Annotated in this window: 21 protein-coding genes; 10 read left to right on the forward strand and 11 right to left on the reverse strand. The window is 66.6% G+C overall.

What is annotated here, in order from left to right:
- Positions 1 to 53: 53 nt before the first annotated feature.
- Complete coding sequence (locus ACQ5SA_RS10730; RefSeq protein ID WP_089238298.1) at positions 54 to 644, reverse strand: malonic semialdehyde reductase; 591 nt, start codon at positions 642 to 644, stop codon at positions 54 to 56.
- A 121-nt stretch (positions 645 to 765) separates the two neighbouring features.
- Between ACQ5SA_RS10730 and ACQ5SA_RS10735 the strand changes: the two genes are divergently transcribed.
- The 6 genes from ACQ5SA_RS10735 to ACQ5SA_RS10760 all read left to right on the forward strand — a co-directional run bounded on the left by ACQ5SA_RS10735 (position 766) and on the right by ACQ5SA_RS10760 (position 4696).
- Complete coding sequence (locus ACQ5SA_RS10735; protein ID WP_499314214.1) at positions 766 to 1725, forward strand: mitochondrial fission ELM1 family protein; 960 nt, start codon at positions 766 to 768, stop codon at positions 1723 to 1725.
- A 149-nt stretch (positions 1726 to 1874) separates the two neighbouring features.
- Positions 1875 to 2093 (forward strand): hypothetical protein, encoded by a 219-nt coding sequence (locus ACQ5SA_RS10740; protein ID WP_100460003.1) that lies wholly within the window; start codon positions 1875 to 1877, stop codon positions 2091 to 2093.
- Positions 2094 to 2150: 57 nt separating this feature from the next.
- Positions 2151 to 3002 (forward strand): DUF2145 domain-containing protein, encoded by an 852-nt coding sequence (locus tag ACQ5SA_RS10745; protein ID WP_499314215.1) that lies wholly within the window; start codon positions 2151 to 2153, stop codon positions 3000 to 3002.
- 18 nt (positions 3003 to 3020) lie between these two features.
- Positions 3021 to 3512 carry a hypothetical protein gene (locus ACQ5SA_RS10750; RefSeq protein WP_353100961.1) on the forward strand — a complete coding sequence of 164 codons (492 nt, stop codon included), beginning with the start codon at positions 3021 to 3023 and terminating at the stop codon, positions 3510 to 3512.
- 33 nt (positions 3513 to 3545) lie between these two features.
- Entirely contained in the window at positions 3546 to 4061 is a 516-nt protein-coding gene (locus ACQ5SA_RS10755) for a hypothetical protein (RefSeq protein ID WP_499314216.1), read from the forward strand.
- 74 nt (positions 4062 to 4135) lie between these two features.
- Positions 4136 to 4696 (forward strand): queuosine precursor transporter, encoded by a 561-nt coding sequence (locus ACQ5SA_RS10760; RefSeq protein ID WP_499314217.1) that lies wholly within the window; start codon positions 4136 to 4138, stop codon positions 4694 to 4696.
- Between the two features lie 159 nt (positions 4697 to 4855).
- Here ACQ5SA_RS10760 and glnE read toward each other — a convergent pair whose 3' ends face one another.
- Positions 4856 to 7651: a bifunctional [glutamate--ammonia ligase]-adenylyl-L-tyrosine phosphorylase/[glutamate--ammonia-ligase] adenylyltransferase gene (gene glnE / locus ACQ5SA_RS10765; RefSeq protein WP_499314218.1), complete on the reverse strand. Its 2796-nt coding sequence runs from the start codon at positions 7649 to 7651 to the stop codon at positions 4856 to 4858.
- A gap of 375 nt (positions 7652 to 8026) precedes the next feature.
- Between glnE and scpC the strand changes: the two genes are divergently transcribed.
- Positions 8027 to 9541 (forward strand): succinyl-CoA:acetate CoA-transferase ScpC, encoded by a 1515-nt coding sequence (gene scpC, locus ACQ5SA_RS10770; protein ID WP_229980891.1) that lies wholly within the window; start codon positions 8027 to 8029, stop codon positions 9539 to 9541.
- Positions 9542 to 9834: 293 nt separating this feature from the next.
- Here the strand turns inward: scpC and hglS are convergent, their stop codons facing one another.
- The 9 genes from hglS to ACQ5SA_RS10815 all read right to left on the reverse strand — a co-directional run bounded on the left by hglS (position 9835) and on the right by ACQ5SA_RS10815 (position 21190).
- On the reverse strand, positions 9835 to 11199 hold the full coding sequence (gene hglS / locus ACQ5SA_RS10775; protein WP_499314219.1) for a 2-oxoadipate dioxygenase/decarboxylase HglS: 1365 nt from the start codon (positions 11197 to 11199) through the stop codon (positions 9835 to 9837).
- Positions 11200 to 11408: 209 nt separating this feature from the next.
- Positions 11409 to 11897, reverse strand: coding sequence for a hypothetical protein (locus ACQ5SA_RS10780; protein WP_230112600.1), 489 nt, complete (start codon positions 11895 to 11897; stop codon positions 11409 to 11411).
- A gap of 31 nt (positions 11898 to 11928) precedes the next feature.
- The gene (locus ACQ5SA_RS10785; protein WP_499314220.1) at positions 11929 to 12681 is read right to left on the reverse strand and encodes an HAD family hydrolase; all 753 of its coding nucleotides are present in this window, start codon (positions 12679 to 12681) and stop codon (positions 11929 to 11931) included.
- A 97-nt stretch (positions 12682 to 12778) separates the two neighbouring features.
- Complete coding sequence (locus tag ACQ5SA_RS10790; protein WP_089238276.1) at positions 12779 to 13198, reverse strand: EF-hand domain-containing protein; 420 nt, start codon at positions 13196 to 13198, stop codon at positions 12779 to 12781.
- 227 nt (positions 13199 to 13425) lie between these two features.
- A complete protein-coding gene (locus ACQ5SA_RS10795) occupies positions 13426 to 13797 on the reverse strand; it encodes a hypothetical protein (RefSeq protein ID WP_025878234.1) in 372 nt (123 codons plus the stop codon).
- Positions 13798 to 14390: 593 nt separating this feature from the next.
- The gene (locus ACQ5SA_RS10800; RefSeq protein WP_499314221.1) at positions 14391 to 15104 is read right to left on the reverse strand and encodes a M15 family metallopeptidase; all 714 of its coding nucleotides are present in this window, start codon (positions 15102 to 15104) and stop codon (positions 14391 to 14393) included.
- Positions 15037 to 16587 (reverse strand): serine hydrolase domain-containing protein, encoded by a 1551-nt coding sequence (locus ACQ5SA_RS10805; RefSeq protein WP_499314222.1) that lies wholly within the window; start codon positions 16585 to 16587, stop codon positions 15037 to 15039. The genes ACQ5SA_RS10800 and ACQ5SA_RS10805 overlap by 68 nt, the downstream gene beginning before the upstream one ends.
- 55 nt (positions 16588 to 16642) lie before the next feature.
- On the reverse strand, positions 16643 to 19666 hold the full coding sequence (locus tag ACQ5SA_RS10810; RefSeq protein WP_499314223.1) for a TonB-dependent receptor: 3024 nt from the start codon (positions 19664 to 19666) through the stop codon (positions 16643 to 16645).
- A gap of 51 nt (positions 19667 to 19717) precedes the next feature.
- Entirely contained in the window at positions 19718 to 21190 is a 1473-nt protein-coding gene (locus tag ACQ5SA_RS10815) for a transglutaminase-like domain-containing protein (RefSeq protein WP_499314224.1), read from the reverse strand.
- 132 nt (positions 21191 to 21322) lie between these two features.
- Between ACQ5SA_RS10815 and ACQ5SA_RS10820 the strand changes: the two genes are divergently transcribed.
- The 3 genes from ACQ5SA_RS10820 to ACQ5SA_RS10830 all read left to right on the forward strand — a co-directional run bounded on the left by ACQ5SA_RS10820 (position 21323) and on the right by ACQ5SA_RS10830 (position 25073).
- Positions 21323 to 22768, forward strand: coding sequence for a C40 family peptidase (locus ACQ5SA_RS10820; protein WP_499314225.1), 1446 nt, complete (start codon positions 21323 to 21325; stop codon positions 22766 to 22768).
- Positions 22769 to 23863 carry a dipeptide epimerase gene (locus ACQ5SA_RS10825; protein ID WP_230113326.1) on the forward strand — a complete coding sequence of 365 codons (1095 nt, stop codon included), beginning with the start codon at positions 22769 to 22771 and terminating at the stop codon, positions 23861 to 23863.
- 361 nt (positions 23864 to 24224) lie between these two features.
- Entirely contained in the window at positions 24225 to 25073 is an 849-nt protein-coding gene (locus tag ACQ5SA_RS10830) for a MurR/RpiR family transcriptional regulator (RefSeq protein ID WP_100461502.1), read from the forward strand.
- Positions 25074 to 25085 lie beyond the last annotated feature (12 nt).

The raw sequence follows: 25085 nt of genomic DNA on the forward strand, positions 1-25085 counted from the left end.
ACAGTGCAGCAATGGCCCGCCACGGCGGGCGGGCCCGAAACCGATACAGCGACTTACGCGATGCGCGCCGCTTCGTCGAACGACAGACGCGGCAGACGGGGGAACAGGCCCGAATCGTCACCGTACCCCAGGTTGACCAGGAAATTCGACTTGATGCTGGTGCCGGCGAAGAAGGCTTCGTCGACCTTGGCGTTGTCGAAGCCGGACATCGGGCCGGCATCCAGGCCCAGCGCGCGGGCGGCCAGGATCAGGTAACCACCCTGCAGGCTACCGTTGCGGAACGCGCCTTCATGGCGGCCTTCGCGCGGGCCGTCGAACCAGGCCTTGGCATCGGTGTGCGGGAACAGGTACGGCAGCTTCTCGTGGAAATCCTGGTCGAAGGCGACGATGACAGTGACCGGGGCAGCCAGGGTCTTGTTGTGGTTGCCTTCGGACAGCGCCGGTGCGAGCTTGGCCTTGGCTTCGGCCGACTTCACGAACACGAAGCGTGCCGGGCTGCCGTTGGCGGCGGTGGGCGCCCACTTCAGCAGGTCGTACAGAGCGTGCAGCTGCGCGTCTTCGACAGGCTTGTCGAGGAAGGCGTTCTGGGTGCGGGCGGTGCGGAACAACTGGTCCAGTGCAGCAGCGTCGAGCGCGTGGGACATCGTGGATCTCCAGGGCGGCTAAGGTCAGTGCCCGCGGGCGGCGCGGGGCGAAACGTCGATCCGCAGTGTAGAGTGTCGCGACTGTTGCAACACCCAGCAGGATTGAAACGAATTAATGCCAATGGTGAAACGATCGAGCACGCCATGGACGGTCACCGATGGCCGTGCCGGTAATGTCCGCCAGGCGGTCGCGCTGGCGACGGCGCTGCGCCTGGGCAGCCACCGGCCCCTGGTTCTGCAACCCCGCGCCCCATGGCGCTGGCTGTCGCCGCGGCGCTTGCCCGGTGATGTGAATGGCTACGGTGAGGCGTTCGCGTCCCTCGCTGCCGAGGCGCCTGCGCTGGCGATCGGCTGTGGCCGCCAGGCCGCCGGTGCGCTGCGCGTGCTGCGTGCGCGTGGCAGCCAGGTGGTGCAGGTCCTCGACCCGCGCATCGGTTCCCGCCACTGGGACGTGGTGGTGGTGCCCGAGCATGACGCTCTGCGCGGCAGCAACGTGCTGACCCTTATCGGCAGCCTGAACCCGGTGGACGATGACTGGCTGGCCTGGGGCCGTGCCGCGTTCGCCAGTTTCAGCACCCTGCCCGGCCCCCGCACCGCGCTGCTGGTGGGCGGCCCGACGCCGCTGGCACCGTGGGATGAGACCGCGATGGTGCACGTGTTCCAGGCGCTGGCCGAACAGATCCGCAGCGAGGGTGGCAGTCTGCTGGCGACTACCTCGCGGCGCACGCCGCCGGCCCTGGCCGAGATCCTGCGCGCGAAGTTCGCCGATCTGCCGCATGTGATCTGGGGCGATGGCGGCGATGGAGTGAACCCGTATGCCGGCCTCCTTGGCTGGGCCAACCGGGTGGTGGTGTCGCCCGATTCGGTGAACCTGCTGTCCGAGGCCAGCGCCACGCGCATGCCGGTGATGGTGGCCCTGGCCGATACCGCGCAGGGACGGCTGGCGCGCTTCCAGCAGCAGCTGCGCGAGCGCGGGCGCTTGCAGACACGCTGGCTGGACTGGCAGTACGACCGCATCGAACCGCTGCGCGAGACCGCGCGGATTGCCGCCGAGGTCAAAGCGCGGCTCACCTTGGGGTAGTGCCGGCCGCTGGCCGGCAACTCATGATCTTCGGTGAGGTGCGTGAGGTTGCCGGCCAGCGGCCGGCACTACCCTCTCCAGCGTTTTCTGAACATCTCGATCCGTCGGCGCGGTTAGAGTCCAGCCTCCCCCTCGGACTGGGCGTCCCCATGCGTACCCTGCTTCTGCTGCCGCTGGCCCTGTTGGCGGCCTGCTCTACCACCCCCACCGAACTGGATCCGTTGTCGCACGCCTGCCAGCAGCAGCTGGATGCCTACCGCGAGCAGCCGGCGCTGCGCAATCCGCGCAACGAGCGCCCGCCGTTGCCGATCGCGCCGATCAGCGATACCTGCGACAAGGAATTGCGGCGCAAGGGCGTGGAGCGCTGATTCCAGCGATGCGGGTATGATCGGCGCGCGGGCCTGCCCGCCTCTGGAGCGGTATACATGGAACGTCTGCATCGCCTGTGCTGCGGCCTGCTGTTGTTGATGGGCCTGCTGGCTTCCGCGCCGGCATGGGCCGACAGCGGCACCTGCCTTGAGCGCTATCCCAGCGTGGCCGCGCAGGCGGCGATGTTCGATGTGGCGTGGACCACGGCCGAGCGCCTGGATGCGCTGCCCGATGTAGATGTGGTGATCGCCGCGCGTGGTGGCCAGGACCTGAGCCGCTACGGCCTGCGCCACAGCCACCTGGCCTTCCTGCTGCGCGAGGACGACGGCCGCTGGCGCGCGATGCACCTGCTCAACCGCTGCAAGACCGACAGCTCGCAGCTGTACCGCGAGGGCCTGGGCAATTTCGTCGGAGAGAGCGGCACCCATACCGATCTGCGCATCGGCGTGCCGCCACCGGCGTTGCAACTGGCACTGAAGCGGATGCTGGCAGCACCGGCGATCCAGCCCAAGGCGCTGCACGAATCGAAGTACAACGTCGTGGCCTATCCGTTCGCCACCGACTTCCAGAATTCCAACCAGTGGATCCTGGAAGTGCTGGCCGCGGCGATGGCACAGGCTGAAGGTGGCCCGGTGATCGTCAAGCGCGAACAGGCGCAGCAATGGCTGCGCACGCAGAAGTTCCAGCCCAGCGTGCTGCATATCGGCCTGGGCAAGCGCGTGGGTGCGCGCTTGTTCGTGGCCAACGCCACCACCACCGACCATCCGGCCAGCGAACGCATTTCCGGCAACTACTCGGTGGTGACGGTGGAATCGGTATTCGACTTCCTGCACCAGCGCAGCCAGCTGCAGCAGGAACTGACCATTGCGCATGCGACAGTCGACAGCACCGCCGCCGCTGCGCCCTGACCTGGCAAGGAGAAGATGATGCGCAACCTGCAGTTTTCCGCGTTGGCCGTGCTTGTGTGCGGCAGCCTGTTGTCCGCGGCGCCGGCACACGCCGAGCGCCGCATCGTGATCATCCAGAACAGCGTGCCGGAAGGACCGAATCTGGAGATGTCCGCACCGATGGTGGCGGCTGCGCAGGCGGCGGCGGCCAAAGAAGCCGAAGATACCGGCGTGCCTGCAAGCCGGGGCGCGGTGAAGCTGCCGCAGATGCAGGTCAGCGCCATTTCCACCACCGTCGATGGTCGCCGCGAGGTGCTGCTGCGCGATGCCAACAATCCGCAGAACACCGCGTCCATGCAATGGCCCAAGCGCCCCGGCGATCCGGCCGTGCAGTTCAACGTCGGCCAGACCGTCAACTTCGAGCCTGCCGGGTCCAGCAACGGCTGGCAGGTGCGGGACAACCAGGGCCGGCCGCTGGAATACCTGCCCGAGGCCACCGGCCCACGCGACATTTTCGATACGCAGCGCTGAGCCGCTGCTTCTCTTCCCGACCAGGAGGTCACCATGCTTCGTTCCCTGCGCGCGCCCGCCGCCGCCCTGCTGTTGTCTGCCCTGACGGTACCGACCGTGCACGCCGGCGCCGCCCCGCACCTCAACAGCGGCCAGGCCAGCGTGCTGGTCACTTCGTTGATCGTGGTGTCGGTTCCGCTGGCCACTTCGATGGGCCTGGCCGCGCTGTCGAAGGCGCCGTTCAAGGCCAGCGAACGCAATGGCAAGGTCGCCGAGCGCACCCCGGCGGTGCCGCTGCCGCCGATGGAAGTGAGGCAGGTGGCGACCACCGCCGCCGGCGAGCGCCAGGTGCATCTGCAGGTACCGGACAAGGCTGACCAGACCGCCACCCTGCAGTGGCCGGCGATTGAGGGCGAAGACCCGGTGGCCGGCTTCGTGGTCGGCCAGCAGGTGCGCTTCGACCCGACCGATGCCGGTGCCGGCTGGACGGTGAAGAACAGCGACGGCAAGGCCCTGGCCTATGTGCCTACGGCCTATGCCGCCGGCGACGCGCTGAGCGAGCAGCTGTAAAGCTGAACGGCCGTTTTTGGCTTTGCGACGGGCCGGGCGGATAATGGGCGATCCCCTTTTTCCCCTGGCTCGCCATGTCCGTGCGTCCTGCGCCTGTTTTTGCCCCGTTGACCGTCCGCGCCCTGGTGCTGGCGGTACTGGCCATGGGCGCGGTGGTGCTGCTGTCCAACGTACTGGTGCAGTACCCGATCAATGACTGGCTGACCTGGGGCGCTTTCAGCTATCCGGTGGCCTTCCTGGTCAGCAACCTGATCAACCGCCGCTTCGGCCCGGGCCCGGCCCGTCGCGTGGCGTGGATCGGTTTTGCGGTGGCGGTGCTGCTGTCGGTGTGGGTGGCCACACCGCGCATTGCGATCGCCTCGTGCTCGGCCTTCATCGTTGCCCAGCTGCTGGACATCACCGTGTTCGACCGCCTGCGCCGTGGCAGCTGGTGGCGGGCGCCGATGGTGGCCACCACCTGCAGCGCGACGGTGGACACCACCATCTTCTGGTCGATCGCCTTCGCTGGTTCCACCCTGCCTTGGGTGAGCTGGGCCGCGGGCGACCTGGCCGTGAAGCTGGCGATCGGCGTATGCCTGCTGGCCCCCTTCCGCGCGCTGCTGTGGAAGATGGCGCCGCTGCGCACAGCGGGCTGACCGCCTCACCGGTAGGCGCCAACCTTGGTTGGCACACTCCCAGAACCCGGTGGGTGCCGACCGTTGGTCGGCACGCTTCTTCAGGGTTCATCGCAGCTGAGAGGTTGTGCCGACCAACGGTCGGCACCCACCCAAAGCTGCTACAGCCATTGCAGGCGGTCAGGCGAACGGCAGCTCCGCGGCGATGCACGCGGCGCTGATCGCCGCACACGCGTCTTCGATGGCCGGCGTCGTCGGCGCCAACCGTGGCCTGCGATCCAGCGTGCAGGCCAGCCCCACTTCCAGCAGCGTGGCATGCGCGCCATGCAGCGCCTGTGCGGTGGCGTCGGGCAGGAATCCCGCCGCTGCCAACGCGTCGATCAATGCCGGCGTGGCACGCGGCTGCAGCAACGCAGGTGTCTGCGCACTACGTGCCAGCACGCCGGTCTGCAGCAGGAATTCCAGGTCGACCACGCCGCCTGCGCCCTGCTTCAAGTCGAGCCGCGCAGCATCGCTGCGATCCAGTTCGGTGCGCATGCGCCCGCGCATCTTCAGCACATCGGTATACAACGTTGCACGATCACGTTCGCGGCCCAGTGTCTGTGCACGCACCTGCTCGAAGTCGGCCAGCAGACTGGCGTCGCCGGCCACGCCGCGTGCGCGCACCAGCGCCTGGTGTTCCCAAGTCCATGCGCGTTCGCGCTGGTACTCGGTGTAGCTGGCCAGGGAGGACACCAACGAGCCCTTGCCACCGTCCGGACGCAGGCGCACGTCGATGTCGTACAAGCGGCCGGCGGCGGTGACCGCAGCCAGCAGCGCCATCACCTTCTGCGCAAGGCGCGCATACCAGCGGCCCGGCTCCAGCGGGCGCGCGCCATCACTCGCTTCCACACCCGGCGGGTGATCGTGCAGGAACACCAGGTCAAGATCAGAACCGAAGCCCAGTTCCAGCCCGCCCAGGCTGCCGTACCCGATGATCGCGAAGCGACCACCGGCAATCACGCCGTGCGCAGCATGCATATCGGCCTCGGCCATCGCCAGCACGGTGACCACCACCGCCTGCGCCAGTTCGGCCAGTTGCCGGGTGCTGTCGACCGCGCCCTGGCGGCCGTCCAGCGTGGCCATGGCCATGCGGAAACTGAGGGCGAGCCGCGTTTCGTTGAGCCAGCGCAGCGCCGATTCGGGATCTTCCACCGTCAGCACCTGCTGGCATTCGGCCAGCATGCCGGCTGCATCGGGCATCGGCCCGGACACGCGCACGTCCAGCAGTTCGTCCAGCAGCAGCGGATACGCGGCAAGGCGTTCGGCCAGCAATGCACTGCGTGCCAGCACGTCGACCAGGCGCGCGAGCGCGCTCGGCTGTTCGTCCAGCAGCGCCAGATAGCTGGTACGACGCAGCACTGCCTGCAGCAGGCCGAGCACGCGCTTGAGTGCGGCATCGGGCTGCGGTGAACGGGTGGCGGCGTGCAGCAGTGCTGGCAGCACGCGGTCCAAGCGCGCACGCGCTGCATCGGACAGTGACTTCACGCCCGTGCCCTGGGCGAAATCGCGCAGTGACTGATCGGCGCCATTGGCATCGAGGAAACCGGCCTCGGCCAGCAGCGCTGCGTTGCTGCCCTCGGGCAGGCTGCGCCAGTAGTTGGCCAGCGCATCCGGCGCGGCTTGGCCCTTGCGCGGGGCCAGCAATGCACCGAACTCGGTACTGACGCGCTGCTGCTGCACGGTCAATGCGGCGCGCAGTGCATCCCAATCGGCATAGCCGAGGCCGATGGCAATGCGTTCGCGATCCAGCACATCGGACGGCAGCACATGGGTCTGTGCATCGCGCAGCATCTGCAGGCGGTTTTCCAGCCGGCGCAGGAACAGATAGGCCTCGCGCAACGCGGCGCCATCATCGCTGGCGATCTGCCCGGCAGCGACCAGCGCATCCAGCGCGACCAGCAGCCGTCGCTCACGCAGCGCCGGCTCGCGGCCACCGCGAATGAGCTGCAGCGCCTGGCACAGGAATTCGATTTCGCGGATGCCACCGGCGCCACGCTTGATGTCGTCGTGCATCTCGCGGCGCGCGACTTCGGCGGTGATCGCCGCTTTCATTTCGCGCAGGCCGTCGAGCGCGGTGAAGTCCAGGTAGCGGCGATACACGAACGGACGCAGGGTCTGCAGCCACGCCTCGCCGGCCGCGATATCGCCAGCCACCGCGCGCGCCTTCAACCAGGCATAGCGCTCCCAGTCGCGGCCTTCGCGTTGGAAGTACTGATCCATCGCCGCAAATGACAGCGCCACGCGGCCGGCGCTGCCGAACGGGCGCAGGCGCAGGTCGACGCGATGGCTGAAGCCATCGACGGTGGTTTCATCCAGCAGCTTGGCCAGGCGCTGGCCGAGCCGGGCGAAATACTCTTCGGCCGCCAGCGCGCGCGGGCCGTCGGATTCACCGCCCTGCACGTAGGCGTAGACCAGATCGACATCGGAACTGAAGTTGAGCTCGCCACCACCCAACTTGCCCAGCCCGAACACCACCAGCTGCTGCGTTTGGCCGTGGTCATCGAGGATCACCCCGTGGCGCTGGGCGAACTCCTGCTGCAGGGCATCCAGCGCCAGCCGCAGGCAGTCCTCGGCCAGCGCGGTGGCACCAGCGAGGGTCTGTGGCACGTCGTCCAGCCCGGCCAGGTCGCGCCAGATCAAGCGGGTCGACATCGCCGTGCGCCAGCGCCGCAGCTGCGCCGGCCAGTCGCTGGGCTGCAGCGGGTCGAGCACCGGCGCCGGCAGCGGCGGGCAGCCGGGCGTGGCCAGTTGCGTCAACAGACCAGGCTGGCGCACCAGGGTGTCCATGGCGAAGTCACTGCTGACCGCGAGTTGCACCAGCATTGGCTGCAGCTCGGCCGGGATGGGATCGGGCACTGCCTGGGCCAGGCGCGCCAGCGCGCGGTCGACGAGGGGCTGCAGGGGGGTGGGCAATTCGGCGGGGGCGAGGGTCATACCCTGATTCTCGCGGGGTCGGATCCCTTTGCCAACGGCGAAGGGCTGTGACCCGTTGCTGCGATCCTGCCGAAGGTTGCTGGGGTTGCCGGCCAGCGGCCGGCACTACCAAGAGTGCAGACCGCGCATTCATCTTGGGCGACAGGCAATAAAAAAGCCCGCTTGCAGCGAACTGCCAGCGGGCTCTGCTCCCTCCCCCACGTCGGGATGCAGGGCCATCGTGCGGTGTACGAAAGTACTTTGCACGCTGCACTGCAAAACAAAACTGACGGGTATCGGAGAGGCGTTCGCGGAAACACCATTCCACGAAGGTAGAACCCCCCGTACGGCAAGGGATGGCCGATAATCGGGATTCCCCCCAGAAACGCTGTCGTCATGACTGTTGATCGCATCGCCAACGCGCGTCTTCGTGACCGCGTGGTCTCCGCCGAGGCCGCAGCCGCGCTGATCCAGCCCGGTGAAACCGTGGCCATGAGCGGCTTTACCGGCTCCGGTTACCCCAAGGCCGTTCCCGTTGAACTGGCCCGCCGCATCGAATCGGTGCATGCCCAAGGCCTGCCCTTCCAGATCAGCCTGATGACCGGTGCCTCCACTGCGCCGGAGCTCGATGGCGCGCTGGCCAAGGCCGATGGCATCGCCATGCGCATGCCGTTCCAGAGCGACCCGGATGCGCGCAACCGCATCAACGAGGGCAAGCTGGATTACATCGACATCCACCTCAGCCATGTCGCCCAGCACGTCTGGTTCGGCTTCTACGGCGAGATCGATACCGCCGTGATCGAAGTCTCGGCCATCCGCGAGGATGGTTCGCTGGTGCCGTCCACCTCGCTGGGCAACAACAAGACCTGGTTGGACCTGGCCAAGAAGGTGATCATCGAGGTCAACGAGTGGCAGCCGGCCGGCGTCGATGGCATGCATGACATCTACTACGGCACCGCGCTGCCGCCGCACCGCAAGCCGATTCCGCTGGTCAATGCCAACGACCGCATCGGCGAGACCGCGTTGCGTTGCGACCCGGACAAGATCGTGGCGGTGGTGCGCACCAACGGCCCGGACCGCAACAGCCCGTTCAGCCCGATCGATGCGACCAGCGAGCAGATCGCCGCGCACCTGATCGAGTTCCTGCAGCACGAAGTGAAGCGCGGCCGCCTGCCGGCCAACCTGCTGCCGCTGCAGTCGGGCGTGGGCAACATCCCCAACGCGGTGCTGGCCGGCCTGGCCAAGAGCGGCTTCCGCGACCTGGCCGCGTTCACCGAAGTGATCCAGGACGGCATGCTCGACCTGCTGCGCGACGGCGTGCTGAGCTATGCCTCGTGCACCGGCTTCGCACTGAGCCCGCAGGCCAACGAGACGTTCAAGGAGAACATCGATTTCTACCGCGAGCGCATCATCATGCGCACGCAGGAAATCTCCAATCATCCGGAACTGGTGCGCCGCCTCGGCTGCATCGGCATGAACGGCATGATCGAAGTGGACCTCTACGGCAACGTCAATTCGACGCACGTGATGGGCACGCGGATCATGAACGGCATCGGCGGTTCGGGCGACTTCGCGCGCAATGGTTTCCTGTCCGCGTTCCTGAGCCCGTCGACGGCCAAGAACGGCACCATTTCGGCAATCGTGCCGATGGCCAGCCACGTCGACCACACCGAGCACGACGTGTCGGTGATCGTGACCGAACAGGGCCTGGCCGATCTGCGTGGCCTGACCCCGCGCAAGCGCGCGCAGGTGCTGATCGACAACTGCGCGCACCCGGATTTCCGCGCGCAGCTGCAGGACTACTTCGATCGCGCCAGCCGCGAGAGTTACGGCAAGCACACCCCGCACCTGCTGCCGGAGGCGTTGTCGTGGCACCAGCGGTGGCTGGATACGGGCACGATGAAGGGCTGATGTGAAAAGGCCGGGCAGATGCCCGGCCTTTCTTGTTATGGCGCGGACATCCGATCCCGGACATCGGGTAGTGCCGGCCGCTGGCCGGCTCTCCGCAGCAACGACCGCACGCCGAATGTGCGCTTGGGCCACGAAGCTGCCGGCCAGCGGCCGGCACTACCTTCAGGCGGATATCGGGTAGTGCCGGCCGCTGGCCGGCTCCTCACAGCAACGACCGCGCCGGATGTTCGCTTGGCCCCGGAGCTGCCGGCCAGCGGCCGGCACTACCTTCAGGCGGTCAGGCGGTCAGGCGGTCAGGCGGTGCGCAGGCTTGCCAGCGATTCGGCCTGGATGCGCTCGTAGATCTCGAACTCATCATTCACCACCGCGCCCATTGCCTGCTCAAAGGCTTCGCGATTGGCATGTGCGGCGTACGCGCGCTGCTCGCCACCGCCCAGGTTCGACTGGAAGATGCCCGCGGCGCTGACCGGCAGGAAATCCTCGTAGACGATCGGATCGGCCGTGGCCAGGCCGGCAGCCACCAGCACTTCGGCCGGCAGGTCGGCCACGCGTTCCGGCGCGGCGCGGCCCGCGTCGGTCAGCTGGTAGCGGTAGTAGCCCAGGCCTTCCTGGCGCAGGGTGTCGTGGTCATCCGGGAAGCTGGCGAACACCGCCTGCAGGCGCTGGCCATAGTCACCGCCGGTGTTGCCGGCACCATCGGTATCGCGCGCCTGGGTCAGCAACTGGTCGTACAGCGCGCGGCCCTTCGCGGTCAGTGCCAGGCCGCGCTGTTCGATCTCGCCGAAGCGCGCGGTATGGGTACCGGCGTCGCCGCCCGCGTTGTCCGGGAAGTGCACGGCCTCTTCCAAGGCCTTGAAGCTGGTCTGCCGCAGCAGGATCGGGCAGGCGCGACGCGGCGGGCCCTCGATCACCGCCTTGGCGGCCATGCCGTGCTCGATCATCGCCGCCTGTGCAGCGTCGATGTCCAGCGTGCGCGGGGTCAGGTGGTTGATGTGCGGGCCACGGAAGCTGACCACGTCGGCCACCAGCCGGTGCGCCTTGTGCAGGGCGTGGTAGGTGGGCAGGTCGACGGTGGCGTCGCCATGCCAGCGGAAGGTCTCCAGCGCCTGCTCGATGAAACGCTCGGCATCGGCCTGGCTCAGGCCACCGTCGCGCTCGGCCTGCTCGATCAGCGCCAGTGCCTCGTCGGTGAAGATGCGGCGGCGGGCGAGGATCTCGGCCGACTGCGCACGCAGCACCTCGTCTTCGATCAGTTCCAAGCGCAGCAGCGAGGTGAACACGCGGAACGGATTCAGCGCCAGCGCAGCGGCGGTCAGCGGGCGGAAGGCGGTGGAATGCACCGGCACGCCGGCCACCGACAGATCGTAGTAGCCCACCGGGTACATGCCCATCACCGCGAACAGGCGACGCAGGGTCGCCAGTTCCTGCGGGGTGCCAACGCGGATCGCGCCATGGCGTTCTTCATCCAGGCGGGCGCGCTCGTCGTTGCGCAGCAGCTGCGCGGCCAGCGCCGGGTCCTGCGCCAGGACCTGAGTGTTGATCCGCTCCACCAGTTCCACCAGCGTGCCGTACAGCGGCACCTCGGTGCGGTACATGCGGGACATGGCCTGGGCGAACAGGCGGCGGATCACATCAGGCGAAACGAAAGAGGCGCTCATCAGTCACTCGGTTACGGGAACGGGAACGGCGAGAACCCGTATTGTCGCCGGAGTGCGCGGCCGCGGCGATACGCATAGCAGCATGACCGCGGTTGGGTAGTGCCGGCCGCTGGCCGGCAACCTCGATGCGTCGACGGTTGGGTAGTGCCGGCCGCTGGCCGGCAACCTGTGTGCGTCGGGGGCGTGCAGTTGCCGGCCAGCGGCCGGCACTACCGTTTCAGTTGGCGCTTCAGCGTGGCATCCAGGGTGATCGGCCGGTCCCAGTGCTCGTAACTGGCCACGATGGCGTGGCGCACGGCGCGGTAGTGCAGGTTCTGCGGCTTTGCCGGCATCCGCTTCACCACCGCCTCCCAGCCGCCCTCGGGGTCCTGGCTGAAGGCGCGAACGCTGTCGCGGCAGGTCTGGCCACTGGCCTTGGCCCAGAAGCAGGCGAAGTAGATGTCGCCGGCCTGCCACTGGTGGGTGGTGGCCAGCGCGGCGATGTAGCCGCGCGGTACACCGGCATAGCGCGATACCTCGTCGAGGAAGGCATCGGGGTAACGCTCGGCGTAGTGGTTGATGTCGGCCAGCTGGGTGTCGACCCAGGCGTCGCCGGTATCCACCTCGTAGGTCGCCGAACGTTCGGCGGTCTGCTGGGCCAGCACGATGGCCGGCGCCAGCAGCAGGGACAACAGCAGCGCTCGCAGTGGCAGTTTCATGATCCGATTCTGCCGCAGCGGGCGCGCCGTGTCAGGCCGCGGCAGCGGCCTTGGCCTCGATCGTCGCCAGCGCGGCCGGCCAGTCCCAGGCGCTATCGGCGTTGACCATGCGCGGTTCGTCGTCGGCCACGCCGTGCTGGGTCTCGTGCGCCCAGGTGACGGCGTACGGGGTATGGATGCCCCAGCCGCCCAGAGTGACCACCGGTTCGATGTCCGAACGCAGCGAGTTGCCGACCATCACGAACTGCTGCATCGGCAGGTTGAACTCAGCGAGCACGCGGGCGTAGGTTTCCGGATCCTTTTCCGAAACGATCTCGATGCGCGGGAACAGCTCGTGCAGGCGGGCCACCTTGATCTTGGCTTCCTGATGGAACAGGTCGCCCTTGGTGATCAGCACCACCGGGTAGTGTTCGGCGATGGCCGCTACCGATTCGCGCACGCCATCGATCAACTCGACCGGGTGGCGCAGGGTGTCATGGCCGATGTCCAGCATGCGCTGGATGTCCTTGGCGTCGATGCGCTGGCCCGTGATGTCGATGGCGGCTTCGATCATCGACAGGACCATGCCCTTCACGCCGTAGCCGAACACGGCCAGGTTGCGCTGCTGCACTTCCAGCAGGTGGCGGGCGGTCTGAGTGTCGTGCACGTCGACGTAGCGCGACAGCAGGTCCAGGTAATCCTGCTCGGCCTTGCGGTAGTAGTCCTCGCTCTTCCACAGCGTGTCGTCACCGTCAAAACCGACCAGGCCGATGGCGCGCGAGGGCGCAGGCGTGGAGGTGTTCATCGCCCTAGGATACAGGCGCAGAGATGACGAAAAAAACCCGGGTGGCCGAAGCCACCCGGGTTGCCCATGCACCGGTTGTCCCGAATTCAACCGTGGATCAGCGGCCCTGGCCTGCGGCCGTGCCACCCGCGCCGGCACCGGCCTGCTGGGCGGCCACGTAGGCCTTGTACTCATCGGCGCTCAGCTGGCCGTCCTTGTTGGCATCGGCCTGGTCGAACACCTGGGCAAGGCCCGCATTCACCTGCGCTTCGCTCTTGCTGATGGTGCCGTTGCCATCGGTATCGATGCTGGCCCAGGTCTGGCCACCGCCGTTGGCCTGCGCCGATGCTGCCGCGGCCGCATCGGTCGCCTGGTCGGCGGCCTGGCCTGCCTGTGCCGCTGACTGCTGGGCCTGCGCCGCTTCGTTCTGTGCATGCGCGGCCTGCTGCTTTGCCGTCTGCGCCATCGCCGGGATGGCCAACACGCTGCCGGCGGCGACGATCAGGGCGATCAGGGGCTTGCGGTTGCGAATAGTCATCTGGGGTGTCTCCTGAAGGGTGGTAGTGCGCGGTCGTTGTCTCCGCACGGCACCTACCCTGCCACCGCGTTTCTGAATCGATTTTGCGCAGCGATCGCCGCGAACACGCATGGTTAACCACTCACCCAGACGCATGCTTTAGCGCGGTGGTTAGTGCGAAGTGAGCAGGGAGTAAGACGAGCATTCAGCGCTACCGGATTTAACCGGCAACGAACGAAAAACCTGCGTCAGTCGACGGTTTTTTCCGATGACCGCGAACTGAACAACACCCATCCCAATGCAACACCGGAGAGCGCACCGGCGATTTCCAGCACCACGCGGCTGCCCAGTTCGTTCGGATCGTGGATGGTGGACAGGAACAGGCGCGCATACAGCGGCGACTCCAGCCGCACGATGCCCATGTAGAACAGCTTCCAGGCGTCGATGCCGGCGGAGATGATCACCGCGATGACGCACGACCAGCCGATCGCATGGCCCACGGTCCAGTGCAGCAGCCGGCACAGGTGGTGCCACAGGAAATACACCAGCAGGCCGACCAGCAGGGCGATGAGGCCCGCTTCGAGCGTACCAAGCAGGCCGAAATGCAGAGGAAGGTTCATCGGGCGGGGACGCAGGAGAAGGCGGCCAGTGTAAGGGTATCGGCAGGGCTTGCAGCCCTGCACCCGCAGATGCCGAAGCAACGGCAACAGCGGGCATTCCGTGGGATGGCGGGGCGGTGTCGGATTGCGGGGACGCCGTAAACCCATCCCTGGGGGCTTGGCAGCCGCATCCATGCGGCTGACACCCCGCAATCCGACACCGCCCCACCTCTGACAGATTCCCGCGATCGGGTAGATCCACGCCATGAGTGGATGACTCCATCGAAATTGAATATTTCGACAATTGAACGAAGAGCATCCACGCATGGCGTGGATCTACCGTGTCGACCAAGATCGACACCCACCAAGAGCAGGCCAAGAGCAGGTCATGCCATCCAGACAGATCGCGGAAATCTGTCGAAGGCTGGGTGGGTCCGGTTGCGGGGGTGTCCGCGGCATGGATGCCGCGGCCAAGCCCCCAGGGATGGGTTTACGGCGTCCCCCGCAACCGGACCCACCCCGCCATCCCACGGAATGCCCGCTGTTGCTTTTGCCGTTGCCGTTGCCGTTGCCGTCGCTTCGGCGGGTGCAGGGCGCAGCCCTGCCGACACCCCCTACCGCACGGGCACGTCGTACGCAGTACCGGCATCCGGCTCGGGTTGCAGCGTGTAGTGCCACCACTCCTGCGCATAGTTGGCGAAACCACGCCGTGCCATCGCCTGCACCAGCTGCTGGCGGTTGGCGTTCTGTGCATCACTCAACCCCGGCGCCCGCGTATGCGCGCGTGGGCCGAAGAAATCGAAGTCGGTGCCCATGTCCATCGGCGTACAGCGCCCGCTGCGACAATCCAGCAGGCCCAGATCGACGGTGGCACCGCGGCTGTGGCCGGAACGCTCGGCGATGTAACCGTCGCTCAGCAGCTGCGGCTTCTCCAGATGCGGATACTGCAGCGCCTTGCGCGACTGTTCCTGCGGATCACTCACCCAGGCCATGAACGCCTGCACCGCGCGCACCGGGCGGTAGCAATCGTAGAGGCGCAGCGCGAGACCCTGCGCGCGCAGGTCAGCCTCTACATCGGCCAGCGCCTTTGCCACCGGCGCCAGCAGGTAGCATGCAGGCGCCTCATAACCGGGCACGGGCGCAGCGGTGAAGTTGTTGGCACCGGCATAGCGGATGTCCATCTCGATGCGCGGCGACAACGTGCGGATCTCCACCAATCCCGCCGCAGCGGCGTCGGTGGCGGGCGAAATGCGTGGCGGCTCAGCGGCGTGGGCCGCCGGTGCCAGGGCAATCGCCAGTACGAGTGAAATGCAGGTCCTGGAAGTCATAGCTGAAGTCGATCTCCGGATCGATGGCGCGCAGCTCCAGCGTCGGCGTGTCTGCACCGGGATTCAGCCACGCCTGCGCCGAGGGTTCCAGCGTATCCCACTGCAACAGCCAGCGCCCTTCCAGCTGCTTCACTGTTGCGTGCAACGCGGGCGACTTGTCCACGCTGAAGCGCAGGCCGTTCGAGGTGGGACACAGCGAGGCAGGGCCCAGCCAGGGATCGCGGTAGCGTCCCTGCCATTGCGCCAGATCGGTGGCAGCAGCCGGTTGCGCAGCCCTGGTGGAGGGCGCACGACTCCCCGTGGCAGCACGCATGGCTCGATCGGCTGCCAGCTCCGCCAGGTAGTCCGCGGCAGGGTGTGCGTCTTCCGGTGCGGTGAACTGTTTCAGCGTCGACTGCATCAACGCGGTACGGGCCTCTTCGCCCTCGCCGTTGATCAGCATCACCACACCGGCCTTGCGATCCGGCAGCAGCGCCAGCGAGGAATACATGCCCGACAACGTACCGGTATGTGCAACCTTCCACTGCCCGTCCATGTCCGACACCCGCCAGCCCAGCCCATAGCCGTAGAAACGGGCGTTCTCCCAGTCGCGTTGGCGTTTACCCAACGGCATCGGCATGTGCAGCGTCCACAGCATGCGGCGTTGCTCGGCGCCCAACCACGTCGGTGCCAGTGCCGGGTCCAGCAGCACCTGCATCCAGCGCGTCATGTCGCGCAGCGAACAGCGGATGCCACCGGCCGCCATCGACGTCAGATCGGGGCTTTGCGTTCCATCACCACCGACCACCACGTTTCGGCCATCGCGCCGCGCATGCGGTTGGGCGACATTGCCGACCTGCTTCACCGACCACGCGCCTACCTGGCAACGGGTCATCCCCAGCGGTTCAAACACCTGCTCGCGCATCAGCTGGTCATACGGCTTGCCACCGGCGGCCGCAGCCACCTCGCCGGCCACCACGTACATCAGGTTGTCGTAGGCGTAACCGCTGCGGAAGCTGGTGACCGGCTTCAGGTGTGCCAGCCCGGCGATGACATCGGCGCGGGTGAAGGCATTGGGCTCAGGCCACAGCATCAGGTCGCCGGCACCGAGGCCGAGGCCGCTGTTGTGGATCAGCAGATCGCGTACCTGCAGGTGTTCGCCCACCCACGGGTCATGCATGCGGAACGCCGGCAGGTGACGGCGTACCGGATCGTCCCAGCGCAGCTTGCCCTGCTCCACCAGCGTGGCCAGCAGCGCGGCGGTCATCGCCTTGCTGTTGGAGGCGATCTTGAACAGCGTGTCCTCGTCGATGCGGCCGCCGTCACCGCGCACTCCTTCGGTGTGGCGATAGACCACCTGGCCATCCTCGACCACCGCCATTGCCAGCCCCGGCAGGTGTTCGTGCTGGACCAAGAAGGCGATGTCGGCATCCAGGCGTGCGCTGTCCACCGCCTGTGCAGGGGCGGCGGCAAGCAGCGCGGCCAAGGTCAGCAGGCGATACACGTCCGGTCTCCATCGGCAGCGCCGGGCAACGCCCGGCACTGCGCATCCTCGTCGATCAGAAGTTCCAGGTCACCACCAGCTGGGTGTAGCGCGGGGCCTGCCAACGGGTACCGGTGGCGAAGGTGTTCTCGCGGTACTGGCCAGGCTGCGCTTCGTAGCGCTGGTGCACGTTGATGGTCTTCTGGTTGTTGAAGATGTTGTACACCGACAGTCGGGCACTCAGGTCGATGCCCTCCACCGGCAAGCGCCAGGTCACGTTCGCCCCCATGGTCCAGGTCCACGGCAGCCGACCGAAAGCACCACGCGGGCTGTAGTCGAACTGGCGTTTGTCATACGGGCCGGAGCAGTTGGCCACGCACAGCCAGCCGGTACCACCACCACTGCCTTCACTGGACGTGCTGCCACCGGCAATCGAATCGTTTGGCCACATCACGCCATAGGCGGTGATCGGGCCGCCAGACTGCACCTGCAACGTGGTGCCGAACGACCACTGCTTGTTCAGCGCATACGCAGCGCGCAGCTTGAACTGGTGACGGAAGTCGTTGAACAGCACGCCGTAACGTTCGTTGGTGGCCGGGTGATCCCAGAACTGGACCATGCCGGTGTCGCCATAGTTGGTATCGGAGTTCACCGGCCCTTCGAAATTGCCCTCGCTCTTGGACCACAGGTAGGACGCGTTGAGCATCCACTTCTCGTCCCACGCGCGGTCGATCTGGAATTCCAGCGCCTTGTAGGTCCGCTTCGGCTTGGAATAACCGGTCACCTCGCCGCTGCCACCCTTGCGATAGCCGCTGTTGGCGGTGTCGATGGTGATCCAGCCTTCGTTGGCGCAGCCGATGCTCTTGTCGCCCCAGATCGTCAGGCTCTCGCCCGGGTTTGCGATCGGCCACAACGTGCTCGGCGTCGGTCCGCAAGGGGTGTAGTTGATGCGGATGTCATCCAGTGCGCGGGTCATGCGCCGGTAGGTCGCGTTGACGCCCCACGACCAGGCCTGGTTGATCATGTTCTGGAAACCAAGGATGTACTCGTCCTGGTAGACCGCCTTCAGATCCTTGTCCACGCTCTGCCGCAGGTCGGCACCACCGGTGTTCATGCGGGTGTCGGTCGGCCCGACCTGCTGGCCGATGACCGGTGCCATGTACGCCGAACCGGTGGGCGAGGTCTTCCGTTCCCAGCCCTCAAGCACGTAGTAGCTGTACTCGTCGGTCAGGCCGCCGGCGAAGTTGACGTTGATGTTGTTGGTCACCGGCAGGTAGTAACGGCCCGCGTTGCCGAACAGCTTGGTGCTGCCATCACCCTTCATGTCCCACGAGAAGCCCACGCGCGGCGCGACCAGATCGTCCATCTTGATGAACGCCTTGCCGGCGGCCGTGCGGTTCTCGAAGCGGTCCCAGCGCACTCCCAGATTCAGCATCAGGTTCGGGGTGATGTTCCAGATGTCTTCCAGGTAGAAGGCATTGGCTTCGGTCTCGAACTTGCCGCCGGATTGCCGGTTGCGCGCGCGCAGCATCTCGGTGACACCGACCGGCACGTAGGCATTGGCGCCGTCCCACACCTCATCCCCGGGACGCGCCACGTAGGCGGTGTAGCTCAAGGCGGTCGGCCCGGGATAGCGGGTGGTCTGGTCGGTGGTCATCAGCTCGCGGTCAACGCCGAAGCGCAGCAGGTGGTCCCCCAGCTGCCATTCGAAGTCCAGACGCGCCACGTCGCGCGTGTCATCACGTTCGGCCACGGCAGTGCCGGTCGGATGGCAACCGGCGCGCAGGCCCTGCAGCTTGGACAGACGGGTGCCATAGGTGCTGTCGGTGAATACCGGGCTGCAGGCCTGGTCCAGCGACGAGTTGGTGAACGCACGCTGGTTGTTCTGGCCGACCATCGCGCGCGCGGTGAAGTTCTGTCCGAAGTGACCGGTGTAGGTCGCTGACCAGTTCTTGCCGCCAGTCTCGGTGATCGAATCACCGCCCCAGTCGCCGAGGCGATTGTCATTCCAGGCGTAGGCGTAGGACGCATTGGTGACATCGCCTTCATCGGAGAATGCCAGCAGCGCCAGGCTGTGGTTGTCATTGATGTTCCAGTCCAGCTTGGTGCCCCAGAACCCATTGCCGGACTTGTTCTTGAACCAGGTGCTGCCATCGGACGAGGTGTTGTGGCCGCGGTCGTTGCGGTCCTCGTACATGGCGAACAGGAACAGCTTGTCCTTGATGATCGGCCCAGAGCCCCAGACGTTGGTCTTCAGGAACGAGTTGTTGTCGCGGCTGCCGTAGGAATGCGGCGTACCGTCGCGATGGAAATGGTCGCCGCCGCTTGAGCGCCCCGCGCTGGGCTCGGCAGTGACTTCCACGCCGCCCTTGAACTCGTTGCTGCCCGAGCGGGTGACCGCGTTGATCACGCCGCCGGTGGAACGGCCAAACTCGACCGAGTAGCCGCCGGTCTTGACCTGGAATTCATTGAAGAACGCGAACGGGGCCGTGCTGAAGCCGCGTCGCGTGTACATGTCGGTGACGTTGAGGCCGTTGATGAAGACCGCGTTCTCGGCCACCGAGGAACCCGCAAAGGACAGGCCGCCGAACGAGGAGTTGCCGCCGACCACGCCCGGTGCCATCAGCGCGACGGCGGACAGATCCTGTGCTACCGGCAGCCGTGAAATCTCCTGCCGGTTGATGTTGAACGAGGTCTCGGTGGAATAGACGTCCACCCGGTTGATCACGCGGGTACCAACCACCTGCAGCGCATCGAGGTTGGTGACGCCGCCGCCACTGGCCAGGTTGACGGTCGTGGTACCGCCGACAGCGACACTGACCGCCACCTGTTCGCCCAGTGTCTGGCCATCGCGGCTGAGCTGCAGCCGATAGTCGCCCACTGGCAGCTGGCCGAGGCGGTAGCTGCCATCGGCGCCGACGGTGACTGTCCGGGTCAGACCAGTACCGGCATTGACGACGGTGATCTGGTCGCCCGCGGTCGCGCGGCCGGCAACGGCACCCGACACGTTCTGGGCCATGGCCGTGGTGGGCAGCATGATGCCCAGACACGTACCGAGGGCGACGCACAAGGCCGCCCGCTTGATGTTGTAAGCCTTCATCCCCTGCTCTCTCCTGCAAGAATTGAATGGTGGTGAGGGTGGTGTATCGCGCTAGCGTTGCCCGGCTGGCAGTACCCGCCACTGGAAGTCATAGCTCCATTGGTCGAAGTACAGGTTGCCGCCTGACCACTCGGCCTCGCCGCGCTGCGAGTCGACCGTTTCCGAGCGGTAGTGCTGTTTGGCCGGCACGAAGGCCTGGCCGAAATCGTCGTTGAAGGCGATGCGGTAGCCATCGAGGCCACCCAGGTAGAGATCACGCAGCGCGGGCGTGTCGCTGGCCAGGGCACCGGTGGTCACATCCATCGGCAGCCAGCCATACGGCGCCAGGTAGACCTGGCCCCAGTCGTGCAGGTTGTTGTAGCCGCTGCCATCGTCGGAAAACACCATGCCCGACTGCCAGCGCGCGGGAATGCCGTTCATGCGCAGCAGGGCGATCAGCAGCAGGGTCTGCTGCCCGCAATCGGCGTGCCCGGCGCGTAGCGCGTAGTCGCTGATGTTGCTGATCGTCGAGTACTCACGTGCACCAGCCCACGGAATGCGGTCAACCGCCGCGAACAGCTTGCGTACCACTTCATACGGGCGCGTCTCGCCCTGCAGCACCTGGTCGGAGAACAGCTTCAGCGCCGGGGTGAAGCGCACGTGCGGCAGCTGCTCGGCCAGATAGGGCTTCAATGCGGGATCATTCGGCGTGGCCTGCACCTTCGTCGGATCGATGGCGGTATGGCGCGCGGAGATCGTCACCGCATAGCGGACTTCGAAGCGCGTCGGCTGGCCAGCCACGGCCTTGGCTTGCAGATAGGCGGTGCGCTGCTGGGTGTTCGCTGGCGCGATGCGCGCCTTGCCCGGCGCACTGGCAATCCACTGCACGCGCTCCTGCTGGCCGGAAATCTCACGCGGGTACGGAATCCATGCACGAATGGTTTCGCCAGCCGGTACGGTGTCGGCCTTGACCGTCAACGACTGGGTAAATTCGATGCGCTGCGGCAACACGGATGCGTTGCCGCTCTGTTCGGCGGCAGCAACCACGCGCGCATGATGCGCATTGAGCACTTCATTCGGGCCGGGCAGTGGCATCGGTGCATCGGCTCGACGACGCGCACGCGCCTCGTCGCTGAGCAGGAACAGGTTGGAGGGCGCACGCTTGAAGTAACAGCGCGTGCCGTCGATATCGTAGTGCTCGATCAGCCCTTGCTGGTCCCAGCGCGCGAACTCCTCGTCGGTCAGGTCGGGAATCCAGCGGCGAACGGCGGCTTTGGCTGCGGCTTCGTCGAGGCTGAAATCCAGCTTGATGCGACGCATGCGCTCGTACTGGAAGTCAGCTGGCGCGGGCACGCCGTCTGCGGCGAACGTCGCATCGACATCCCTGAAACGACCGCTGTCGACCAGATCGATCAACTGCGTTTCCTGTTCACGATCGACGGCACTGCGCTGATCCGCAGCCGATGCCGACCACGCCCACAGCAGCAGCGCGGCACCAAGGCCGGCGGCGGCAGGCAGAGACGGTTTGCGAACGGCAGGATCCACAGCGACACTTCCCAAGCGCGGGTGGTAACGGCTGTGTAACACGGGCCGGGGGACCGGTCAATAATTTATTCTTGCTTTCGCCGCCAAAAGGAATAAATATTCCAACAGGCATTCGAGGAGGGTGTGCAGCGCATGATCCTGGCTTCCCGCGAACCGCGTCGGCACTGGCCGCGCAGGTTGACCCTGGCGCTGGCGCTGGGCCTGCTGGCCACACCCGCATTCACCCAGGCGGCCACGCCTGCACCCGATCCCGGCGCGCCGCTGCCGTACGTGATCGGCCTGCATGAGGCCTACCTCACCCCGGACTACTGGGCCGCACGGCTGGACAACGCCGACGCACCGATCCTGGACCGCGCGCAGATCACTGCGCAGAACGCGCGGATGCGCACCCAGGACAACCACATCCAGGACATCGCCACGCTGCCCGCACAGCTCAGCGCCGCGCAGGTCCGCGACAGCATCGGCGCACTATCAAGCTGGCCCAAGCGCTCGTTGTATGACGAGAAGGGCCAGGCCATCGCCCCCGGCCTGCGGGCTGCAATCGAAGCCAACCTCGGCCTCGACGTGGTTCCTTCGCAGGTGGGACCGTCGTACGGGTTGGTGGTGAAGCGTGCCGCGCTGCGCACCTTCCCCACCCGCCAGCGTGTTTTCAGCACAGTCGGCGACACCGATATCGACCGCTTCCAGGAATCGGCGCTGTTCCCCGGCGACAAGGTTGCCGTGGTCCACCGCAGCGCCGACGGACGCTGGTTGTTCGTGCACAGCGAGCGCTACAGCGCGTGGATCGAAGCCGATGCCGTGGCCAGCGGTGACAAAGCCACGGTGCTCGGCTACGGCGCGAAGGGCCCGTACCGCATCGTCACCGCTGCCACTGCGCACACCGCCTACACCCCCGAAGAACCGCGCGTATCGCGCCTGCAGCTGGACATGGGCGTGCGCCTGCCGGTGCTGGCCGACTGGCCCGCCGCCGAACCGGTGAACGGGCAACAGGCACACGCCTCGTGGGTGGTGCAGCTGCCGGTGCGCGAGGCAGATGGCCGCCTGCGCCTGGTGCCGGCGCTGCTGCCGCGCTCGCAGGACACCGCCGCCGACTACCTGCCGCTGACCCCGCGCCTGCTGCTGCAGCAATCGTTCAAGTTCCTCGGCGAGCGCTACGGCTGGGGCCACGACTACGACACCCGCGACTGCAGCGGATTCGTGTCGGAGATCTACCGCAGCTTCGGCGTACTGCTGCCGCGCAATACCAGCGCACAGGCGATCAGCCCCGCGCTGGACCGCCTGCCGTTCACCAGCAAGGACAGCAAGGCCGTGCGCGACCGCGCCGTCACCGATCTGCAGGTGGGCGATCTGGTCTACATCCCCGGCCACGTGATGATGGCCATCGGCCACGCCGACGGCCGCACCTGGGTGATCCACGATACTGCGGGCGGCAGCTGGTTCGGTGCCGACGGCAAGCGTGTGCAGGCCCATCTCAATGGCGTATCGGTCACGCCGCTGGAGCCGATGATGGCCAGCGACAGCGTCCGCTACATCGACCGCATCACCAACATCCAACGCCTGCGTGCCAAGAATCCCTGAATGAAGATCACCGCCATCGAACTGGGCATGCTGCGCGTGCCGCTGAAAACACCGTTCAAGACCGCGTTGCGTACCGTGGAGACCGTGGAAGACGTGGTGGTGCTGATCCGCACCGACACCGGCCACACCGGCTACGGCGAGGCACCGGCCACCGCGGTGATCACCGGTGACACGCACGGCTCGATCATCGAAGCGATCCGCCACTTCATCGCCCCGCGCCTGATCGGTCAGGAGGTGGTCAACCTCAACCGCCTGTGCACGCTGGTGCAGACCGCGATGGAACGCAACACCAGCGCCAAGGCTGCAGTGGAGATTGCGCTCTACGATCTGTGGGCGCAGCTGCATGGCGCTCCGCTGTACCAGATGCTGGGCGGTGGCGACCCGGTGATCACCACCGACATCACCATCAGCGTGGACTACATCGACAAGATGGTGGCCGATTCGCTGTCGGCGATCGAACGCGGCTTCGAGTCGCTGAAGATCAAGGTCGGCAAGGACATCGGCGTGGACATCGAGCGGGTCAAGGCGATCCATGCCGCCGTGGAGGGCCGTGCACTGCTGCGCCTGGACGCCAACCAGGGCTGGACCGCCAAGCAGGCCGTGCATGCGATGCGTACGCTGGAGGAAGCCGGCGTGGTGCTGGAGCTGCTGGAGCAGCCGGTCAAGGCCGCTGACATCACTGGCCTGAAGTACGTGACCGACCGCGTCAACACGCCGGTAATGGCCGACGAGAGTGTGTTCAGCCCCAGCCAGGTGATGGACCTGATCCAGCAGCGCGCCGCCGACATCATCAACATCAAGCTGATGAAGACCGGTGGCCTGTCCAACGCGATCCGCATTGCCGACATCGCCGGCATCTACGGCGTACCGTGCATGATCGGCTGCATGATCGAGTCGAGCATCAGCGTGGCCGCGGCAGTGCATCTGGCGGTAGCCAAGAGCGATGTGATCACCAAGGTCGATCTGGATGGCCCGTCGCTGGGGCAGTTCGATCCGGTCAGCGGCGGGGTGCGCTTCAACGAATCGGAAATCAGCATCAGCGATGTGCCGGGGCTGGGCATCACCGAAGTACGGGGGCTGGAGATGCTCGGTTGATCGTTGACACAACGATCGCCGCCATCAGTAGATCCACGCCATGCGTGGATGCCTTCGCTCTTGCTTTTGCCCCATCCCGTATCTCCTTCGCGGCTGGCACGCGCGCGATCTGTCCGGAGGCGGGCGGGTGGGGTTTGCAGGGGTGTCCGCCGCATGGGCCCGAGGCATGCCTCGGGCGGGTTGGGCAGAACGCCCAACCCCGGTCTTGCCGTTTGCGCAGGACAGCGCAAACGAGCAAGCGCGGCCAAGCCTACACGGACGTACTTGCGGCGTCCCCCGCAAATTCCACCCACCTGACCCACTCCATGAGACGCTCTACGCAGCCAACCGCAACGCGCCTACACATGCCCGGACGCCCCGCATGCCGCCCCTGCTGAAAATCCGCACCGAGCGCGGGCAGATGTCGGCCATCGAACGCCGCATCGCCGACTTCATCCTCGACAACGCGCACCTGCTGCGCGATTACTCCTCGCAGCAGCTGGCCAGTGCCCTGGGCATCAGCCAGTCCAGCGTGGTCAAGTTCAGCCAGAAGCTCGGCTTCAAGGGCTACCCGGACCTGAAGTATTCCATCGGCGAAGACGTCGCCCGCGCCGGTGCCGACCCGCAGCAGGCACCGGCCGCACCGGACATCAGCGATGACTACCTGCGCCTGGGCGATGCCCTGCGCCGCAGCAAGGCGCAGGCCGAGGAAGAAACCCGCCAGGCCAACCCGCGCGAGGAGATCGAGCGCATCGTGCAGCTGCTCGACGGCGCGCCGAAGCTGTTTGTCCACGGCCTCGGTGACGACGGCCTGTACGCACGTGAATTCGCCATGCGGCTGTCGCTGCTCGGCCTGCTGGTGGTGCCGCATACCGATCCGATCCTGATGCTGGCCAACCTGTCCGCCGCGCGTCCGGGCGATGTGCTGTTGATGTTCTCCGAGTTCGGCAACCTGCCACAGCTGTCGCAGCTCTCGCGCCAGTTCCAGGACATGGGCGGCAAGGTCGTGTCGATCACCCGCCACACCGCCAATCCGCTGCGCGCGCATGCCGATGCGGCGCTGGTGGTGTGCGCGCATGACCGCGCGCCGCAGGTGGCACAGCTGCTGTACCGTAGCGCCATGCACGCCCTGCTCGATTTCCTGTTCGTGCTGCTCTGCCACGCCAATCCGGATCGCCAGCAGCAGCTGGCGGTGAACCTGGAACGGATCGATCACCTGCTGGATTCCTGACCGGAGCGCCCG

The organism is Stenotrophomonas indicatrix (genome assembly GCF_050573115.1).
GTDB classification, from domain to species: Bacteria; Pseudomonadota; Gammaproteobacteria; order Xanthomonadales; family Xanthomonadaceae; genus Stenotrophomonas; species Stenotrophomonas lactitubi_A.

Bases quoted from the DNA above. Each gene is read 5' to 3' on its own strand.
- ACQ5SA_RS10730 (WP_089238298.1), bottom strand. From the start codon at position 644: ATGTCCCACGCGCTCGACGCTGCTGCACTGGACCAGTTGTTCCGCACC.
- ACQ5SA_RS10735 (WP_499314214.1), top strand. From the start codon at position 766: ATGGTGAAACGATCGAGCACGCCATGGACGGTCACCGATGGCCGTGCC.
- ACQ5SA_RS10740 (WP_100460003.1), top strand. From the start codon at position 1,875: ATGCGTACCCTGCTTCTGCTGCCGCTGGCCCTGTTGGCGGCCTGCTCT.
- ACQ5SA_RS10745 (WP_499314215.1), top strand. From the start codon at position 2,151: ATGGAACGTCTGCATCGCCTGTGCTGCGGCCTGCTGTTGTTGATGGGC.
- ACQ5SA_RS10750 (WP_353100961.1), top strand. From the start codon at position 3,021: ATGCGCAACCTGCAGTTTTCCGCGTTGGCCGTGCTTGTGTGCGGCAGC.
- ACQ5SA_RS10755 (WP_499314216.1), top strand. From the start codon at position 3,546: ATGCTTCGTTCCCTGCGCGCGCCCGCCGCCGCCCTGCTGTTGTCTGCC.
- ACQ5SA_RS10760 (WP_499314217.1), top strand. From the start codon at position 4,136: ATGTCCGTGCGTCCTGCGCCTGTTTTTGCCCCGTTGACCGTCCGCGCC.
- glnE (WP_499314218.1), bottom strand. From the start codon at position 7,651: ATGACCCTCGCCCCCGCCGAATTGCCCACCCCCCTGCAGCCCCTCGTC.
- scpC (WP_229980891.1), top strand. From the start codon at position 8,027: ATGACTGTTGATCGCATCGCCAACGCGCGTCTTCGTGACCGCGTGGTC.
- hglS (WP_499314219.1), bottom strand. From the start codon at position 11,199: ATGAGCGCCTCTTTCGTTTCGCCTGATGTGATCCGCCGCCTGTTCGCC.
- ACQ5SA_RS10780 (WP_230112600.1), bottom strand. From the start codon at position 11,897: ATGAAACTGCCACTGCGAGCGCTGCTGTTGTCCCTGCTGCTGGCGCCG.
- ACQ5SA_RS10785 (WP_499314220.1), bottom strand. From the start codon at position 12,681: ATGAACACCTCCACGCCTGCGCCCTCGCGCGCCATCGGCCTGGTCGGT.
- ACQ5SA_RS10790 (WP_089238276.1), bottom strand. From the start codon at position 13,198: ATGACTATTCGCAACCGCAAGCCCCTGATCGCCCTGATCGTCGCCGCC.
- ACQ5SA_RS10795 (WP_025878234.1), bottom strand. From the start codon at position 13,797: ATGAACCTTCCTCTGCATTTCGGCCTGCTTGGTACGCTCGAAGCGGGC.
- ACQ5SA_RS10800 (WP_499314221.1), bottom strand. From the start codon at position 15,104: ATGACTTCCAGGACCTGCATTTCACTCGTACTGGCGATTGCCCTGGCA.
- ACQ5SA_RS10810 (WP_499314223.1), bottom strand. From the start codon at position 19,666: ATGAAGGCTTACAACATCAAGCGGGCGGCCTTGTGCGTCGCCCTCGGT.
- ACQ5SA_RS10820 (WP_499314225.1), top strand. From the start codon at position 21,323: ATGATCCTGGCTTCCCGCGAACCGCGTCGGCACTGGCCGCGCAGGTTG.
- ACQ5SA_RS10825 (WP_230113326.1), top strand. From the start codon at position 22,769: ATGAAGATCACCGCCATCGAACTGGGCATGCTGCGCGTGCCGCTGAAA.
- ACQ5SA_RS10830 (WP_100461502.1), top strand. From the start codon at position 24,225: ATGCCGCCCCTGCTGAAAATCCGCACCGAGCGCGGGCAGATGTCGGCC.